At 65.1% G+C, this 16,087-nt stretch carries 14 protein-coding genes; 11 read left to right on the top strand and 3 right to left on the bottom strand.

The window, feature by feature from the left end; genetic code table 11:
- Positions 1-63: 63 nt before the first annotated feature.
- Together HZZ16_RS00330 and HZZ16_RS00325 are read left to right on the top strand one after the other, a co-directional pair.
- On the top strand, positions 64-1,713 hold the full coding sequence (locus HZZ16_RS00330) for a glycosyltransferase family 39 protein (protein ID WP_197946405.1): 1,650 nt from the start codon (positions 64-66) through the stop codon (positions 1,711-1,713).
- 183 nt (positions 1,714-1,896) lie between these two features.
- Entirely contained in the window at positions 1,897-2,676 is a 780-nt protein-coding gene (locus HZZ16_RS00325; protein ID WP_197946404.1) for a class II aldolase/adducin family protein, read from the top strand.
- A gap of 308 nt (positions 2,677-2,984) precedes the next feature.
- Here the strand turns inward: HZZ16_RS00325 and HZZ16_RS00320 are convergent, their stop codons facing one another.
- The 3 genes from HZZ16_RS00320 to HZZ16_RS00310 all read right to left on the bottom strand — a co-directional run bounded on the left by HZZ16_RS00320 (position 2,985) and on the right by HZZ16_RS00310 (position 7,497).
- Positions 2,985-4,379 carry a M20/M25/M40 family metallo-hydrolase gene (locus tag HZZ16_RS00320; RefSeq protein WP_197946402.1) on the bottom strand — a complete coding sequence of 465 codons (1,395 nt, stop codon included), beginning with the start codon at positions 4,377-4,379 and terminating at the stop codon, positions 2,985-2,987.
- A 25-nt stretch (positions 4,380-4,404) separates the two neighbouring features.
- Positions 4,405-5,733 (bottom strand): glycosyltransferase family 87 protein, encoded by a 1,329-nt coding sequence (locus HZZ16_RS00315; protein ID WP_197946399.1) that lies wholly within the window; start codon positions 5,731-5,733, stop codon positions 4,405-4,407.
- 141 nt (positions 5,734-5,874) lie between these two features.
- Positions 5,875-7,497, bottom strand: a complete 1,623-nt coding sequence (locus tag HZZ16_RS00310; protein ID WP_197946398.1) for a helicase HerA-like domain-containing protein — start codon at positions 7,495-7,497, stop codon at positions 5,875-5,877.
- A gap of 334 nt (positions 7,498-7,831) precedes the next feature.
- On the opposite strand from HZZ16_RS00310, the gene HZZ16_RS00305 reads away from it, so the two are divergent.
- The 9 genes from HZZ16_RS00305 (at position 7,832) to HZZ16_RS00265 (ending at position 15,987) form a co-directional block, all read left to right on the top strand.
- The gene (locus HZZ16_RS00305) at positions 7,832-8,197 is read left to right on the top strand and encodes a DUF2267 domain-containing protein (protein ID WP_197946397.1); all 366 of its coding nucleotides are present in this window, start codon (positions 7,832-7,834) and stop codon (positions 8,195-8,197) included.
- A gap of 24 nt (positions 8,198-8,221) precedes the next feature.
- A complete protein-coding gene (locus HZZ16_RS00300; RefSeq protein ID WP_197946396.1) occupies positions 8,222-8,629 on the top strand; it encodes a DUF4332 domain-containing protein in 408 nt (135 codons plus the stop codon).
- Positions 8,630-8,850: 221 nt separating this feature from the next.
- Complete coding sequence (gene folP, locus HZZ16_RS00295) at positions 8,851-9,711, top strand: dihydropteroate synthase (protein ID WP_197946395.1); 861 nt, start codon at positions 8,851-8,853, stop codon at positions 9,709-9,711.
- Positions 9,708-10,076, top strand: a complete 369-nt coding sequence (gene folB, locus HZZ16_RS00290; protein ID WP_036005989.1) for a dihydroneopterin aldolase — start codon at positions 9,708-9,710, stop codon at positions 10,074-10,076. Before folP ends, folB begins: the two co-directional genes overlap by 4 nt.
- A complete protein-coding gene (gene folK / locus HZZ16_RS00285) occupies positions 10,076-10,567 on the top strand; it encodes a 2-amino-4-hydroxy-6-hydroxymethyldihydropteridine diphosphokinase (RefSeq protein WP_197946394.1) in 492 nt (163 codons plus the stop codon). Before folB ends, folK begins: the two co-directional genes overlap by 1 nt.
- 81 nt (positions 10,568-10,648) lie before the next feature.
- A complete protein-coding gene (locus tag HZZ16_RS00280; protein WP_197946393.1) occupies positions 10,649-12,520 on the top strand; it encodes a methylmalonyl-CoA mutase family protein in 1,872 nt (623 codons plus the stop codon).
- Positions 12,517-12,981, top strand: coding sequence for a GFA family protein (locus tag HZZ16_RS00275; protein ID WP_197946392.1), 465 nt, complete (start codon positions 12,517-12,519; stop codon positions 12,979-12,981). Before HZZ16_RS00280 ends, HZZ16_RS00275 begins: the two co-directional genes overlap by 4 nt.
- Positions 12,982-13,003: 22 nt before the next feature.
- Positions 13,004-15,160, top strand: a complete 2,157-nt coding sequence (gene scpA / locus HZZ16_RS00270) for a methylmalonyl-CoA mutase (protein WP_197946391.1) — start codon at positions 13,004-13,006, stop codon at positions 15,158-15,160.
- A gap of 59 nt (positions 15,161-15,219) precedes the next feature.
- Positions 15,220-15,987 (top strand): PdaC/RsiV family protein, encoded by a 768-nt coding sequence (locus tag HZZ16_RS00265; protein ID WP_376707548.1) that lies wholly within the window; start codon positions 15,220-15,222, stop codon positions 15,985-15,987.
- Positions 15,988-16,087 lie beyond the last annotated feature (100 nt).

The raw sequence follows: 16,087 nt of genomic DNA, 5'->3' as shown, positions 1-16,087 counted from the left end.
GTCCGGGGTTGAGGCCCGCGCGCGCCAGCAGGGCCAAAAGGGGATTCCGGGGCACCGATAGCCATGACATCCATCACGACTTCGGCGATCGACACGCCTCAGCGGCGCTCGATCGAACGGACTTGCGACGATCTCGCCATACTGGTGCTGGCCGCGGTCGCCGTCATTGCGGGCTTGACCTTCCGCGATTACGGGCTCGGCTGGGACGACTACACCCACGCCGAATATGCCGACCTGCTGCTGCGCATGTTCGGTTCCGGTTTCAAGGACACCGCGGCGCTCTCCTTCGCCAATCTCTACATGTATGGTGGCGGCTTCGACATGGTCGCGGCCCTGCTGCACAAGGTCATTCCGCTCGAGCTGTTCGAGACCCGCCGTCTGGTCGGCGCCATCGTCGGCGTGATCGGGCTTGCCGTAACGTGGCGGCTCGGCCGCCGCATCGGCGGACCACTCGCGGGTCTTGCCGCGCTGCTTCTGCTTGCGCTCTGCCCGATCTTTTACGGCCACATGTTCATGAACCCGAAGGATGCACCCTTCGCGGTCGCCATGATCGTCCTGATGCTCGGCCTCGTCCGGCTCGCCGAGGAATATCCGCAGCCATCGCCGCGCACGATCCTGATCGTCGGCTTGGGGGCCGGCCTTTCGCTCGGCTGCCGTGTTCTCGGCGGACTTGCGCTCGTCTACGCCGTGGTCGGCTTCGTGCCGCTGTTCCTGGAGGAATTGCGCACCGAAGGTCTGCGCGAGTCGGTTCGCCGCTTCGCCCACGTCGTCTATGTGCTGCTGCCCGGCCTCGTGCTCGGCTACCTCGTGATGGGCCTGATCTGGCCGTGGTCGATCATGGAGCCCGGCAATCCCTTCGAGGCGCTGACCTACTTCTCGCATTTCTTCGAGAAGCCGTGGAAGGAAATGTTCGACGGTGCGATCGTGTCGGTGCCCGACATGCCCTGGTCGTATCTGCCGACGCTGTTCGCCCTGCAGCTGCCCGAGGTCATGCTGGTTCTGATGGGCGGTGCGATCGTCAGCACCTTCGCCATGCTGCCGCGGCGCGAGGTTCCGGCGCGCCGCAAGACCATCCTCCTGATGTTGACGCTGGCTGCGACCCTGCCGCTCGCGATCGCGATGGTGAAGCGCCCGGCGCTCTACAACGGCATCCGCCATTTCGTCTTCGTGATCCCGCCGATGGCGGTGCTCGGCGGCGTCGCCTTCGCCTGGACCATGGAGCGCCTGCGCGCCAATCACCGCACCTGGCAGCCGGTCGTGCTCGCCACCTTCTGCTTCGGCCTCGCGCTGTCGCTCGCCGAGATGATCCGGCTGCACCCCTATCAGTACACGCACTTCAACCACATTGCCGGCACCGTGCGCGGCGCCGACGACCGCTTTATGCTGGATTATTGGGGCCTTGCCTTGAAGCAGGCCTCCGACGGATTGCGCGAGCAGCTCGTCGAGCGCCAGGAAGTGCCGCCCGGCAACCGCAAATGGAAGGTCGCGGTGTGCGGTCCGCAGCGCCCGGCCCAGGTCGCGCTCGGGCCCGACTTCACCATCGGCTGGGATTCCAACGCGGCCGATTTCGCCATGACGCTCGGCGAATTCTACTGCAAGGGCCTCACCGCCCCGGTCATGGTCGAGATCAAGCGCGACGACGTGGTGTTCGCGCGCGTCTACGACATCCGGGGCCGCAGCATTTCCAGCCTACTGTCGATCCCGGCGCCGTAATAATCTTCTCTCGACCGTGGCCAGGATGGAGCGCAAGCGAAATCCGGGATCGCTCGTGAGGCCCCGCATTCCGCTTCGCTCCATGCGGGCTACGCTTGACAGCCACGCTCCTCGCGCCTTGCCGCAAGCCTCCCCCGCGACTACGCTCCTGTTCCGCAACAACGAGGTTCGGAGAGATCAGCCATGTCGCCAGCAGAAGCTCGCCTGAGGGAAGTCCCCTCCAACATGACGGAGGCGGAGTGGCAGCAACGGGTCGATCTCGCCGCATGCTATCGCCTGGTCGCGCTGTACGGCTGGGACGATCTGGTCGACACCCACATCTCCGCGCGCGTGCCCGGTCCCGACCATCACTTCCTCATCAATCCCTACGGGCTGATGTTCGAGGAAATCACGGCTTCCAGCCTCGTCAAGGTCGACCTGCACGGCAATCAGCTCTCCGAGAGCGAGTACAGCATCAACCCCGCCGGTTTCACCATCCATTCGGCGATCCACGAGGTGCGCGAGGACGCGATCTGCGTGCTGCATCTCCACACCCTCGACGGAACCGCGGTGTCGAGCAGCGCGGAAGGCCTCTTGCCCCTGAACCAGACCGCCCAGCTCGTCACCCACGACCTCGCCTATCACGACTATGAAGGCATCGCGCTCGACCACGAGGAGCGGCCGCGGCTGCAGAAGGATCTCGGCGACCACAACCACATGCTCCTGCGCAATCACGGCACGCTGACGGTCGGCCGCTCGGTCGCCTCCGCGTTCGAGCGCATGTACCACCTCGAGCGCGCCTGCTCGATGCAGGTGCGCACGCGCGCGCTCGGCACGCCGGTCTATCCGGTCGACGACACCGCGATCGAGAAGAACACCGAACTCTTGTCCAACCGCGACCGCGCCGAGCTGCGCGCCACCAATCTCGTGTGGCCGCCGTTGCTGCGCAAGCTCGACCGCGTCAATCCCGGCTACAGGTCTTGAGATTTTCACGAAATTGAGGTAGTGTTTCCGACGAACTACCTCTGCACGTATTGGAATGAAACGCCGCCCAATTCCGGGCGGCGTTTTTATTTGAGTCGTTATTGCGAGCGGAGCGAAGCAATCCAGAATTCCTCCGCGGAGACAGTCTGGATTGCTTCGCTGCGCTCGCAATGACGGGGATAGAGTCTTCGTGCAAATGCTCTCATAGGGTGGGCAAAGCGAAGCGTGCCCACGTTTTCTTCCTTCGTCATCTCAGAGAGGTGGTGGGCACGGCGCGTTGCGCCTTTGCCCACCCTGCGGCACCGTGCCTATTTCACCTCCGCCAGTGCGGCGAGGATCCTTGCCCAGGAGCGGATGCCTTTCTGGAAGCTCTGCAGGTCGTATTTCTCGTTCGGCGAGTGGATGTTGTCGTCGTCGAGGCCAAACCCCACCAGCAGCGAGTCGAGGCCGAGCGTACGTTTGAAGTCGGCGACGATCGGGATCGAGGCGCCCGAGCCCATCAGTACGGTCTCCTTGCCCCATTCCTCGGTGAGCGCCTTGCTGGCGGCGGCGAGCGGCTTCATGGTCCAGTCGAGCGCGACCGCAGGCGCGGCGGAATGGTCGCCGAACTCGACCTTGCAGTCGCCGGGAATGCGGGCCGTCACGTAATCGCGGAAGGCCTTGCGGATCTTTTGCGGGTCCTGGCCCTGGACCAGGCGGAACGAGACCTTGGCCGAGGCATGCGAGGGGATCACGGTCTTGGAGCCCTCGCCGATATAGCCGCCCCAGATGCCGTTGACGTCGCAGGTCGGGCGCGTCGAGGCCTGCTCGACCAGCAGCCTGCCCTTCTCGCCGGCCGGGAGCGACAGCCCGACCGGCTTGAGAAAGGTCTCGGGCGTGAAATCGAGCTTCTTCCACTGCTCCAGGATGTCGGGCGGCGTGTCCTTCACGCCGTCATAGAAGCCGGGGATGGTGATGCGGTTGTCGTCGTCGAACAGGCCGCCCAGGATTTTCGTGAGCAGGCGGATCGGGTTCATCGCGGTGCCGCCGAACACGCCGGAATGCAGATCGCGATTGGCGGCGGTGATCTTGAGCTCTTCATAAAGCAGGCCGCGCAGCGAGGTCGTGATCGCCGGCGTGTTGCGGTCCCACATGCCGGTGTCGCACACCAGCACGTAATCGGCCTTGAACTCGTCCTTGTTGGCCTCGATGAAGGGCACGAAGTTCTTCGAGCCGACCTCCTCCTCGCCCTCGATCAGGAAGGTGACGTCGACCGGCAGCGAGCCCGTCACCTTCTTCCAGGCGCGGCAGGCCTCGACGAACGTCATCACCTGCCCTTTGTCGTCCTCGGCGCCACGCGCGACGATGATCTTGCGACCGTCGGCATGATCGGTGACGACGGGCTCGAACGGCGGACGGTGCCAGAGATCGAGCGGGTCGACCGGCTGCACATCGTAATGGCCGTAGAACAGCACGTGCGGCCGCGCGCCCGCGCCGGTCTTGCCGACGACGGCGGGATGACCCGCGGTCGGCCTCACCTCGGTGGCAACACCGAGGCTGGCGATGTCCTTGGCGAGATGCTCGGCGGCAGCCTTGCAATCATCGGCGAAGGCGGGATCGGCCGAGATCGATTTGATCCGCAACAACGAGAACAGGCGCTCCAGGCTGTTATCGAAATCCTTGTCGATGTGGTCGAGCACGGATTGGAGCTGCGCGTTGGCCATGATTGCTATCCTGGTTGTTGAGGCTTCAAGAGGTCCCGGGTTTTAGCGCCGGTGCGGCCTCGGGGCTAGCCGCAAGCGGCGGATGCCGGATGTGCCAGGCGAGACACCCTGCGAGGATGGCGGTCGCAGCGAGGTTGTTGCCCCAAGCCTGGAAGGCGATCGCAAACCACGGCAACGACAGCAGCATGAGGATGCCGGCCGCAGCCAGGGCGAGGCAGGTTCCCAGGCGCACATGCGCTCGCTCGTCGAAGGCGGCGCGATGCATCAACACCGTCACCGGGAAGTACAGCCACATGAAATAGTATTGCCGGGCCAGAGGCGAGGCTACGGTCATGAGGCAGAACAAGATGCCGAGCTCCTCGGCATCCGAGCGCGCCATCCGCCGCGCCTGCCGCGGCATGATCGCAACGAAGCCGAGCCCGAGCAGCGCCGACAGCGCAAGCACGATCCAGTTCGCCGTCCTGTAGTCGACGTCGATCACATTCATGGTGCGCGCCGGCTTGTTGGGATCGTCCTGATTGTAGTTGATCGGCCGGACCAGACGATGCGTGACGGCAATGAGGGACTGGTTGACCCACGACCAGTTCTGCTCGCTGCGCTGGCCAAAGCCCTTTTCCGAGCTGGTCCCGACCATGCCCTGGTACCAGGTGCCCAGCTCGGCCGCGTTGCGCTCGAAGCCACGGATCGGTGCCGGCACGACATAGAGAAGAATGCCGGTGAAGACGATCGTGCTGACCAGGGCCGCCCATTTGCGCCGCCACGCCAGATAAGGCAGCACCGCGATCGGGAACACCTTGATAGCGGCGGCGAGTGCGAACATGAAGCCCGCGAGCCACGAATGCTGGTGCCGCAAGCTCCAGAAGCCGTAGAGCATCATCGCCAGCAGGAGGAGGTTCGGCTGGCCGAGGTCGAACATATCGAACACGAAGGCCACGGTCACGACGACCGGCAGCGCCTCGAGCCAACGACCCGGCGCGCGGTCCGAGCCGGTCATGACCTGGGAGAACGCCGCGGTGTACCACCACGCCACGGCGTTCAAGATCGACAGGACGACATAGAGCGGGATCTTGCCGAACCAGCTCGGGATCGCCAGCAGGATTGCCGGCAGCGGTGGATAGATGAAATCGAAGTGCTCGACGGGCGAGGCAGGATAGAGCGGCCCGCCCTGCAAGACCTGCTGGCCGGCCCAGTACCAGAGCGAGTAGTCCTTGGTCTTGCCGCGGCCGAAAATCTCGGGGACGAGCACGTCGGCCGCCAGGAGGACGCAGCAGAACAGAAAAAGCAGATCCAGCGGCGCACGCAGCGACGGGCGTCTGGGTGCGTCAGGCTTGGCCAATTGGGCGGACGGGGTCACGGTGTGGTCCTGAGCGGCGACGACACAGGACCTAGCAGACCGGCAGGAGCTTGGAGAGTCCCCTCACCTGGATGTGTGACGTTCGGCCTCTTGCAGACCGCGGACAAGGTCGGCCCATTGCCTTCCCGTGGGGCGCTCTGCCTAACGCCGCAGCAATCCGCCGAGCGCGCCGCGGACCAGCGTACGGCCGATCGAGCCGCCGAGCTGGCCGCCGATCGACTTGCCGATATTGGCGGCCATCCCGCCGATCACCTGGTTGGTGACCGATCGCGTCACGTCACGGGCAATGACCTGGCCGGTCGACAGACGTCCTCGCTTGACGTTGGTGCCGAAGATGGTGCCGACGATCGAGCCGATCTGACCGAGAACGCCGCCACCGCCTCCGCCCGCCGGGCCGTCGGCGGTCGCCGCCGTGCCGGCAATGCGCTTCTGGATCATCTCGTAGGCGGACTCGGCATCGACCGCGGTATCGTATTTGCCCTTCACCGGGCTCGCCGCCATGATCGCCTTGCGCTCCTCCGGCGTGATCGCTCCGATGCGCGCCGACGGTGGCCGGATCATCACCCGCTCCACCATCGAAGGCGTGCCGTTGCCCTCGAGGAAGGACACCATCGCCTCGCCCTTGCCGAGCTCCGTGATCACCTTGGCTGTGTCGAGCTTCGGGTTGGGCCGGAAGGTCTGCGCCGCGGCGGCGACCGCCTTCTGGTCCCGCGGGGTGAAGGCGCGCAATGCGTGCTGCACGCGGTTGCCCAACTGTCCGAGCACGCGGTCGGGCACGTCGATCGGGTTCTGCGTCACGAAGTAGACGCCGACGCCCTTGGAGCGGATCAGGCGGACCACCTGCTCGATCTTGTCCAGCAGCACCTTGGGCGCGTCATTGAACAACAGATGCGCCTCGTCGAAGAAGAACACCAGCTTCGGCTTGGGCAGATCGCCGGCTTCGGGCAGCTCCTCGAACAGCTCCGACAACATCCAGAGCAGGAACGTCGCGTACAGCCTGGGGCTCTGGAGCAGCTTGTCGGCGACCAGGATATTGACCATGCCGCGGCCGTCGCGATCGGTCTTCATGAAGTCCTTTAGCGCCAGCGCCGGCTCGCCGAAGAATTTGGTGCCGCCCTGGTTCTCCAGCACCAGGAGTTGGCGCTGGATGGTGCCGACCGTCGCCTTGGTGACGTTGCCGAACCCCTGAGCGGCCCTGCGGATCACGGCGAGCGGATCCTCCTGCGCGTCCGCAGACTTCTTTCCGCTGTCGGGCACGATCGCGTCGAGCAACGCCCGCAAGTCCTTCATGTCGATCAAGGTCAGGCCGTTGTCGTCGGCAACGCGGAAGGCGACGTTGAGCACGCCTTCCTGCACGTCGTTCAGATCGAGCATGCGCGCGAGCAGCAGCGGCCCCATTTCCGTGACGGTCGCGCGCACGGGGTGGCCCTGCTCGCCGAACACGTCCCAGAACACCGTCGAGAACTGATCGGGCTGGAATGTCAGCCCCATTTCGGTGGCGCGCTTGACGATGAAATCCTTGGGCTCGCCGATCTGGCTGATGCCGGAGAGGTCGCCCTTGATGTCGGCCGCGAACACCGGAACACCGGCGCGCGCAAATCCTTCCGCCAGCACTTGCAGCGACACGGTCTTGCCGGTTCCGGTTGCACCCGTGACGAGGCCGTGGCGATTGGCCAGCGCAAGCGTCAGCCAAGCCTGCTCGTCTCCCTTGCCGACGAAGATCTTGTCAGCGGTATCGCCGAGCTTGCTGTCCTGTGCGGTCATTGTTCTCTCTGATCTCTCTGCCGAGTTTCGCGTATTGAAACTCAAACCAGTTCCGTAGTTTAACGCATCTCGCGCGCCGATTAAAACGGTTCAGCGGCTCCTGCGCATGCGACATTGTCGGACACGGACGGACGAGATTCAGCCGAAAGTAGCAACGAGGCGTTCGCATAGCGGCAATTTTTCGCCGGCTCGTTCTGGGCTCTTGCACGGCGGCAACACTTTTCGCGCGTTCGCGCCGGCGCATGCGTTCATCGCTTGTATTTCACATCACACCGGCTCAAGATCATTTTCGAAAGCAATATTCCGGCATGCAACCGGCTGAGGGGCGGGCCTTATGGACGAGCTGATCGGACGGCTGGCGACAAACGCCAGCATAGATGGTGCTGTGGCTGAAAAGACCGTCGGCATTATCCTGGCCTTTCTTCGCAGCGAGGGCCCTTCCGAGAGCGTGCAGGCCCTGATCGACCAGATCCCCGGAGCGGAAGCTGCGATCGAAGCGTCCAGGAGCGGTGGCGGCCTGTCGCGGCTGATGGGCAGCGGCTTGATGGCCGTCGGCACCCGCCTGATGGGCTTGGGGCTTGGCATGTCCGAGATTCAGAACGTCGCCCGTGAACTTTTCCGCTACGGGCGAGACAAAATCGGAGCTGCTCAGATGGGCAAGATCATCGCGGGGACGCCGGGCCTCAGCCAGTTCGCCTGAGCGACGCTTTTCATATCAAGCATCATGACATATTCGATCTCCGAGATTGAGGGCCTGCCGACCTTTGCCGCCAACAAGTTGAAGGCGCAAGGAATCCGCACCACCGACGCGCTGCTCGAGGCGGCCTCCACCGTGAAGGGCCGCAAGGCGCTTTCGGCCAAGACCGGCATCAGCGAGCAGCAATTGCTGGAATGGGCCAACGTCTCCGACTACATGCGCATCCCCGGCATGGGCAGGGCTAAGGTCGGGCTCGTCCGCGCCGCCGGCGTCACCACCGTGCGCGAGCTCGCCTATCGAAATCCGGCGAGGTTGGCGCAGAGCATGCGCGAGGCCAACGAGAAGAAGAAGCTGGTCCGCGTCCTGCCTTCCGAGAAGTCGGTCGGCGACATCATCGCCAAGGCCAAGAAGCTGCCGCCGAAGATTACGTATTGATCGCCAGATAGGGCACCGCTACTCCCAAATCGTCATTGCGAGCGCAGCGAAGCAATCCAGAATCTTTCCGCGGGGACAGTCTGGATTGCTTCGCTGCGCTCGCAATGACGGAGTGTGGGCGAGAACATCGCTTCCTCTTGGCCGTCTGCGCGCATCGGAATGGCCGCGATCGCCCCCAATCCGTCTTGACACCCCCTTCGCGACCGCGCAAAGCGGGCCGCATGAATGCCTCGCCCTCCCCTTCCGTCCCGCCGGCCGGCTCGGCCGGGATCGGCGCACTGCGGACGCTCGTGGGCCGACCGCTTCCTGCGGTGATGGGCGTGCTCAACATCACCCCGGACTCCTTCTCCGACGGCGGCGCGTTCATCGCGCCGGCGCGGGCGCTGGAGCAGGCGCGGGCGATGATCGCCGCCGGCGTCGACATCATCGATATCGGCGCCGAATCCACCCGGCCCTACAAGGGCGCCCGGCCGGTCACGGCGGCGGAAGAGCTCGCGCGGCTAAAGCCGGTGCTCTCGGACGTCGTGGCGCTCGGTGTGCCCGTCTCGATCGACAGCATGAAAGCGGAGGTGGTGGCCTTCGCGCTCGACCAGGGCGCGGCGATCGCCAACGACGTCTGGGGCCTGCAACGCGACTCCGGCATGGCACCGCTGATCGCCGCGAGGGGCGCGCCCGTCATCGTCATGCACAACCGCGACAGCGTCGATCCCGCCATCGACATCGTCGCGGACATCAAGACTTTCTTCCTGCGCTCGCTGGATCTTGCCGCAAAGGCCGGCATCGCGCGCGACAAGATCGTGCTCGATCCCGGGATCGGCTTCGGCAAGACCGCCGAGCAGAGCATGACCGCGCTGGCGCGCTTGCGCGAGCTCGACATGTTCGGCCTGCCGGTCCTGGTTGGTGCCTCGCGCAAACGCTTCATCGCCTCGGTGTCGCCCTCGGAGCCATCGGAGCGGCTCGCCGGCTCCATCGCGGCGCATCTGATCGCCGCGCAGCGCGGCGCCAAGATCATCCGGACCCATGACGTCGCCGAAACCCTGCAGGCCCTGCGGGTGGCGCATGCCATCGAGAGCAAGCAATGACCGACACGATCTTCGTCACCGGCCTGTCGATCCATGCCCGCCACGGCGTGATGGATCACGAAACCGAGGTCGGCCAGCGTTTCGTCATCGATCTCGAGCTCTATACCGACCTGTCGGAGCCTGCGCGCAGCGACCGGCTCGCAGACACAGTGTCCTACGCCGATGTCGTGGCGACGACGACGGCGGCGTTCAAGAACACCAATTACAAGCTCCTGGAGCGCGCGGCCGGCGCGGTCGCCGATGCCATCCTGTCGCACTTCCCCCGCATCCGCGCCGTGAAGGTCACCGTGCACAAGCCGCACGCGCCGATCGCCGCGATCTTCGACGATGTCGGCATCGTGCTGACGCGCTCGCGGCACCCCTGATGGCGAGCGTGCTGATCGCGCTGGGCGGCAATGTCGGCGACGTCCGCACGACATTCAAGAAGGCGATCGCGCATATCTGCGGCATGGCACAGGCGGCGCTGATCGCGCGCTCGTCCGACTATACGACCCCGCCCTGGGGCGACGAGGACCAGGATCCCTTCATCAATGCCTGTATCGAGATCGAGACCAGCCTCGATCCGCATGCGCTATTGTTCGTGCTGCAGAAAGTCGAGCAGAAGTTCGGCCGCACGCGAACCAAGGCGCGGCGCTGGGGCCCGCGCACGCTCGATCTCGACATGATCGCCTACGACGATGTCTCCTTGCAGAAGCCCGACCTGACGCTACCGCACCCGCGCCTGTTCGAACGCGCCTTCGTGCTGGTGCCGCTGGCCGAAGTCGCGCCTGACCGCGTGATCTCGGGCATTCGCGTTCGTGACGGGCTCGCCGGCGTCTCGACGCAAGGCATTGAGCGGCTTCCGGATACCGGTTAACCAAAAACAACCGTTTGCAGGAACTGTCCGCCGTGGCAATTTCGCCTGCGAATAACAAGACGTTTGGGAGCCCCGCGCCGCATGACCTCCGTGACTGACGACCTGCCGCTGGCGGCGGATTTTCCCAAGGCCACGCTAGAAGACTGGCGCAAGCTGGTCGACGGCGTGCTGAAGGGCGAGCCGTTCGAGAAGCTGGTCGGCAAGACCTATGACGGCATCAAGATCGAACCGCTCTATCCGCGCGCGAAGGGCGTTGCGCCGGTAGTGGGCCGGCCGCCGGCCGCGCCGTGGCAGGTCGTGCAGCGGATCGACCACCCCGATGCGGCGCTCGCGAATGCACAGGCGCTGCAGGATCTGGAGAACGGTGCGACCGGGCTTGCGCTGGTGTTTGCCGGCGCCAATGGCGCACGCGGTTTCGGCCTGGAACCGTCGGCCGAGGCGGTGGCGAATATCCTGAAAGACATTCACCTCGACGCCGGCATCGGCATCGAGCTCGAGATCGGACCGCAATCGCGGATGGCCGCGATCCATGTCGCGGAATATGTGAAGAGCAACGGCCTCGATCCCGGCGCCTGCAACATCCGCTTCGGGCTCGATCCGCTCGCGGCTGGCGCGGTGTGGGGCCACAGTCCCTATACTTGGGACGAAATCGCCCCCGCGATAACGGGCGCCATCAAGGGCCTCGCCGGGCTCGGCTTCAAGGGGCCGTTCGCCTCCGCGGACGGCCGCGTGATCCATGATGCCGGTGGCTCGGAGGTGCAGGAGCTCGCTTTCGTGCTCGCCTGCGGCGTCGCTTACCTGCGCGCGATCGAAGGCGCGGGCATTCCCCTCGAGCAGGCGCAGGGCATGGTCTATGCGCGGCTCGCCGCTGACGCCGACCAATTCCTGACCATGGCCAAATTTCGCGCGCTGCGGCTGTTATGGGCGCGCATCGAGACCGCGTGCGGGCTGACGCCCAAGCCACTGTTCATCGCTGCGGACACGGCGTGGCGCATGCTGACGCAGCGCGATCCCTATGTGAACATGCTGCGCGCGACCATGGCGACGTTCGCCGCGGGACTTGCCGGCGCCAACGCCATCACCGTGCTGCCGCATACGCTGGCCCTCGGCCTGCCCGATCCGTTTGCGCGGCGCGTGGCGCGCAACACGCAGCTTCTGCTGCTGGAGGAGAGCAATCTCGCCAAAGTCAGCGATCCCGCGGCAGGCAGCGGCGGCATCGAGACGTTGACGGCGCAGCTGTGCGAAGCGGCCTGGGGACTGTTCCAGGAGAGCGAGAGCGCCGGCGGCGCGTTCGCCGCGCTTCAGCAGGGTGTGTTCCAAAGAGAGGTCGCGGCCACGCGCAAGGCGCGCGAGGCCAATATCGCAAAGCGCCGCGACGTCCTGACCGGCGCGAGCGAGTTTCCGAACCTGAACGAGAGCGAAGCCACTGTCCTGAAGGCAACGCCGATCGCGCTTCCGCCCTACGGCGAACAGACATACAAGTTCGAGGCGCTGCTGCCGATCCGTCTGGCGGAACCGTTCGAGGCGCTGCGCGACAAATCCGACACGATGTTGAACGCGCGGGGCACACGGCCAAAGGTGTTCCTGGCCAATCTCGGCACGCCCGCCGATTTCACCGCGCGCGCGAAGTTCGCGAAGAGCTTTTTCGAGGCCGGCGGCATTGAAGCCGTTGACAGCGAAGGCTTTGCCGATCCGGCCAAGCTGGCCGCGGCCTTCAAGGCCTCCGGCGCCGAGCTGGCCTGTCTGTGTTCCAGCGACAAGGTCTATGCGGAACACGCCGACGCCGCGGCAAAGGCCCTGCAATCGGCCGGCGGGCGACATATCTATTTGGCGGGCCGCCCGGCTGAGGCCGAGGCGGCGCTGCGGGCCGCAGGCGTCACGGGCTTTGTCTTCGCCGGAGGCGATGCGCTTGCCACGCTGCAGGACGCCTACCGACGGATGGAGCAGCAATGACCGACACCAGCAAACCCGTTCTCACCGGCGGCTGCCAATGCGGAGCGGTGCGCTTCGGCGTCACGACAGCGCCGAACAGGGTCTCGATCTGCCACTGCCGGATGTGCCAGAAGGCGAGCGGCGCGCCGTTCGCCTCCTTTGCCGACATCAACAAGACGGATTTCGCCTGGACCAAGGGCAAGCCGTCGTTCTTCCGCTCTTCCACGATCGCCGAGCGCGGCTATTGCGCCGCCTGCGGCACGCCATTGAGCTTTGGCCGCATCGACGGCGACCGGATCGAGATCATGACCGGTACCTTCGACCACCCCGATCGCGTCATCCCGACGCGGCAGTTCGGCACAGAATCCCGCCTCGGCTGGGTGGTCGGCATCGCCAATTTGCCGAGCCAGACCACGCAGCAGAATTACGGACCGGAGAAGATGGCGACCATCGTCAGCTATCAGCATCCGGATCATGATTGAGCGCCTACGATTGGTTGAAGCCATGACTCGCATTCCCAATTTCGCCGACGTCACTTTCGAGCGAGCCGCCACCGCCACTCCTGCCGCCAGCGCCGAGCCGTGGCTGACGCCGGAGGGCATTCTGGTGAAGCCCGCCTATGGCGAGGCGGATCTCGCCGGGCTCGATTTCCTCGAGACGTATCCGGGCATCGCGCCCTATTTGCGCGGCCCCTACCCGACCATGTACGTCCACCAGCCCTGGACGGTCAGGCAATATGCCGGCTTCTCCACGGCGGAGGATTCCAACGCGTTTTATCGCCGCAACCTCGCGGCGGGGCAAAAGGGTCTCTCGGTCGCCTTCGATCTCGCCACCCACCGGGGCTACGACTCGGATCATCCGCGCGTCGGCGGCGATGTCGGCATGGCCGGCGTTGCGATCGATTCCATCTACGACATGCGCACGCTGTTTGCAGGGATTCCGCTCGACCAGATGAGCGTGTCCATGACCATGAACGGGGCGGTGCTGCCGATCCTCGCGCTCTACGTCGCTGCGGCCGAGGAACAGGGCGTGCCGCCGGAGAAGCTGTCGGGCACCATTCAGAACGACATCTTAAAAGAGTTCATGGTGCGCAACACCTACATCTATCCGCCGGCGCCCTCGATGCGGATCATCTCGGACATCTTCGCCTACACCTCTCAAAAGATGCCGAAGTACAATTCGATCTCGATCTCCGGCTATCACATGCAGGAGGCCGGCGCGACGCAGGATCTGGAGCTCGCCTATACGCTCGCCGACGGCGTCGAATATCTTCGTGCCGGTCTCGCCGCCGGCCTCGACGTCGACCGCTTCGCACCGCGCCTGTCGTTCTTCTGGGCGATCGGCATGAACTTCTTCATGGAAGTCGCCAAGCTGCGGGCGGCGCGCCTGCTCTGGGCGAAGCTGCTCAAGCCGTTCAATCCGAAGGACCCACGCTCGCTGTCGCTGCGCACGCACAGCCAAACGTCCGGCTGGTCGCTGACCGCGCAGGACGTCTTCAACAACGTGATGCGCACCACCGTGGAGGCGATGGCGGCGACGCAAGGCCACACCCAATCGCTGCATACCAACGCGCTCGACGAAGCGCTGGCGCTGCCGACGGATTTCTCGGCGCGCATCGCGCGCAACACCCAGCTGTTCCTGCAGCAGGAGAGCGGCACCACCCGCATCATCGATCCCTGGGGCGGCTCGTATTATGTCGAGCGGCTCACGCGCGACCTCGCCGCCAAGGCCTGGGGCCACATCCAGGAGATCGAGGAGCTCGGCGGCATGGCGAAGGCGATCGAAGCCGGCGTGCCGAAGCTGCGCATCGAGGAGGCCTCGGCCAAGACGCAAGCACGCATCGACGCCGGCAAGCAGGCGGTGATCGGCGTCAACAAGTACAAGCCAACCGACGAAGACAGAATCGAGATCCTGAAGGTCGACAACACCAATGTCCGCCGGCTTCAGATCGACAAGCTCAAGCGGCTGAGAGCCGAGCGCAACCAGCAGGAGGTCGATGCCGCCCTCGCCGCGCTGACGCGCTCGGCTGGCGAAGGCAACGGCAATCTGCTCGCGCTCGCAATCGACGCGGCACGCGCCAAGGCGACGGTCGGCGAGATCTCGGAGGCGCTGGAGAAAGTGTTCGGCCGGCACCGCGCCGAGATCAAGTCCATCACCGGCGTCTACAAGCGGGAGGCGTCCAGCATGGGCACCCAAGTCGAGAAGGTTCAGGCGTTGATCGACGCCTTCGAGGAGGCCGAGGGCCGCCGCCCGCGCATCCTGGTCGCCAAGATCGGCCAGGACGGCCACGACCGCGGCCAAAAGGTGATCGCGTCGGCATTCGCCGACATCGGCTTCGACGTCGACATCGGGCCGCTGTTTGCCACCGCCGACGAAGCCGCGCGGCAGGCGGTCGAGAACGACGTCCATATCCTCGGCGTCTCCTCGCTGGCGGCCGCCCACCTCACCGCGGTGCCGGAGCTGAAGGCCGCGCTGAAAAAGCAGGGCCGCGACGACATCATGATCATCGTCGGCGGCGTGGTGCCGCCGCAGGATTACGATGCGCTCTATGCCGCCGGCGCCGAGGCGATCTTCCCGCCCGGCACGGTGATCGCGGACGCCGCCGAGGAGCTGATCCGCAAGCTGAACGCCCGGCTGGGGCATAGCGAGGCGGCGGAGTAGCTTCGCCGTCGAATTTCCGAGAAGAAGGACTTTGCGTGATGCTTCTCGCGCCAACGTTCATGCGCGCGCTCGCTGCCGCTGCGGTTTACACTGCGCTGTCCAGTCCCGCTCACGCCGCCGACCCCAAGCCCGACGCCGTCGTCAAGACCAAAAGCATCGAGGCGCGCGTGTTCCTCGACGACAAGATCAAGGCGAATGCGGCGCTGGCGGCGGACTGCCTCGCCGAGGGCAGGAAATGGCTCGACAAGAATGCCGCCGAAGCCGCCGCCGCGCGCAAAGCCGATCCGCAATTCTTTAAGGAGAGCGGCTGGGACTTCGAACGCAAATATGAGATCCGCTCCGTCGTTGCCGACCGCTATGTCAGCATCCTGCGCAACGACCACATGAACACAGGCGGCGCCCACCCCAATTCTGGCGTCAACACGATCCTGTGGGACAAGGCCGACAACAAGCGCATCTCGATCCGCCCGTTCTTCGCCGAGACGGCCGACAACGGCGCGACCATGAAGGCGATGGTGAAGGCCATCATCGCCTCGCTGAAGGCTGAGAAGAAGAAACGCGAGGCCGGCGAGACCGCAACCGACGAATGGTTCAAGGGCGTCGCGCCGAGCCTGCTCAAGATCGGCGCGGTGACGCTCGCGCCCTCCACCGAGGCCGGCAAGAGCTCCGGCCTCACCCTTCACTATCCGCCCTATGCCGTCGGTCCCTACGCCGAAGGCGAGTATGTCGCCTTCGTGCCGTGGGAGACGCTGAAGCCTTACCTCACGGCGGAGGGCGCGCGCATCTTCGGCGGCGCGCGGCCGAAAGACGACGAAGAGGTACAGTGAGCGTCGCTGAAGCGCGATGAGATTTGGATGAATCGTCATCGCGCTTTAAGTCTTTGTTGGAGCATGATCCTTTCGGAAAACCGCTTCACACTTTTCCGGA

The sequence above is a fragment of the Bradyrhizobium glycinis genome (assembly GCF_016031655.1).
In the GTDB taxonomy this organism is placed as follows: Bacteria; Pseudomonadota; Alphaproteobacteria; order Rhizobiales; family Xanthobacteraceae; genus Bradyrhizobium; species Bradyrhizobium glycinis.
Note: the sequence above shows the minus strand (reverse complement) of the source record. Positions and strands in the feature narration are given on the sequence as shown.